This window comes from Acidisphaera rubrifaciens HS-AP3, from assembly GCF_000964365.1.
Lineage (GTDB): Bacteria > Pseudomonadota > Alphaproteobacteria > Acetobacterales > Acetobacteraceae > Acidisphaera > Acidisphaera rubrifaciens.
In genome coordinates, this window is record NZ_BANB01000644.1 from 1 (window position 1) to 1,567 (window position 1,567).

The 1,567-nt window shown below is 73.0% G+C and carries 1 protein-coding gene and 1 pseudogene; both read right to left on the reverse strand.

Annotated elements, in window-relative coordinates:
• Positions 1-614, reverse strand: a pseudogene (locus B8460_RS15810) (hypothetical protein); the annotation flags it as partial.
• 38 nt (positions 615-652) lie between these two features.
• The coding region (gene hslO, locus B8460_RS15815) for an Hsp33 family molecular chaperone HslO (protein WP_048862575.1) at positions 653-1,567 on the reverse strand (915 nt) is incomplete at its 5' end.

Genomic DNA, 1,567 nt, shown 5'->3' on the forward strand with positions numbered 1-1,567 from the left:
GGTGAGGCCGTGGACGACGGCGGCGGCGTCGTCGCGGCGGCCGGGCTGCCGGGCGCGGGCAGCGGCTGCTGCTGCACGGGGGTAGGCACGGTCGGCGGGGTGGTGACGATCCAGGTCTTGAGCGAGCGGCGGACCTGGTATTCCAGCTCCACGTTCATCGCGTCCATGAGCTGTTTTTCCAGGTCATAGACGGCGCCGCGCATGTCGCTGCTGTCGCTGTCGACGCGGCGGTAGACCCGCGCCTCGGCATAGCCGGCGCGGGTGTCGGCGCTGGTGTAGATGTCGAGCTGGACGCCGAACGTCCCCTCGTACCCGCCGGAGCGGGTGACCAGCGATACCTCCGTGACCGTCATCACCGCGCGGCCGGAATTGCCGTAGGCCTTCAGCCGGTCATGCCCCATGCGGACCAGGGCCGCGACCGGATCGACCGGCGTCGGCACGTTGATGTTGGGGACGGCGCGCACCTCCGTCTCGACCTGCGCCACGTTGAGGCCGATCGGGCTCAGATAGTCATAGACGAGCGGCGGGAAGCTGGTGCGCGGCGGCGTCTCGTTGCCGCAGGCGGCGACGGCGAGCGGGAGCAGCAGCAACAGGCGGCGTCGGTCGATCGGCATGCCCCCGACCTAGGACAGGCGCCGGGTCGGATGCAACCTCAACCGGCGGACGCCGCGCCGCGCACCTCGCCGCGCGGGAAGCGGAAGTCGATGTTGCAGAACTCGCACGTCATGACGATGTCGCCGTCCACCGCCATGTGGTCCAGGTCGGCGGTGCCGAATCCTTCGAGGATGCCGGCCAGCTTCTGGCGCGAGCAGCGGCAGCCATAGGACAGGGCGCGCGCCCGGTCCGCCGCCACCCCCTCGCCGTGGAAGAGGCGGAACAGCAGCCGGTCGGGGGGCAGGTCGTCGTCGAGCAGTTCCGCGTCTGTCACGGTCGCGGCGAGGGCGCAGGCCGTCTCCCACGCCGCGTCCTGCGCCGCGGCGTCGAGCGCGGGATCGACGCCGCCCGCGCCGGGCACCCGCTCGAGAATAAGCGCGGCGGCGCGCCAGCCGGTGGCCGTGCGGTCGCAGGCGAGGCGCAGCTGGCAGGCGAGCTGCTCGCTGGTCTCGAAGTAACTCATCGCGGCATCCGTCAGGCGCGGGCCGTTGAAGGCGACGATGCCCTGATAGCGTTCGGCCTCGCCGCCCGGATCGACGGTCAGCGCGAAATACCCCTGACCCAGCAGGGCCGCGGCGTCGGGGTCCGGGTCGCGCGCGAGCAGGGCACCGAGGCGGTCGGCGTCGGCTCGCGCATAGCCGCGCAGCGCCCCCTGATCGGTGCAGTCGGCCAGCAGCAGGCCGACCGGGCCGTCGCCCTTGATCTGCAGGCTGAACGAGCCGCGGAACTTCAGCGCGCCGGCGAGGCCCGCCACCAGCGCCAGCGCCTCGCCGGTCAGCCGGGTGACGGCGGGGTGGTTGGCATGGCGCGTCAGCAGCGCATCCGCCAGCGGGCCGAGGCGCAGCAGCCGGCCGCGCACCGGGCGGCGGGGCAGGTGGAAGGGCGTGATGCCCCGTGCCACGACGATGTCCGG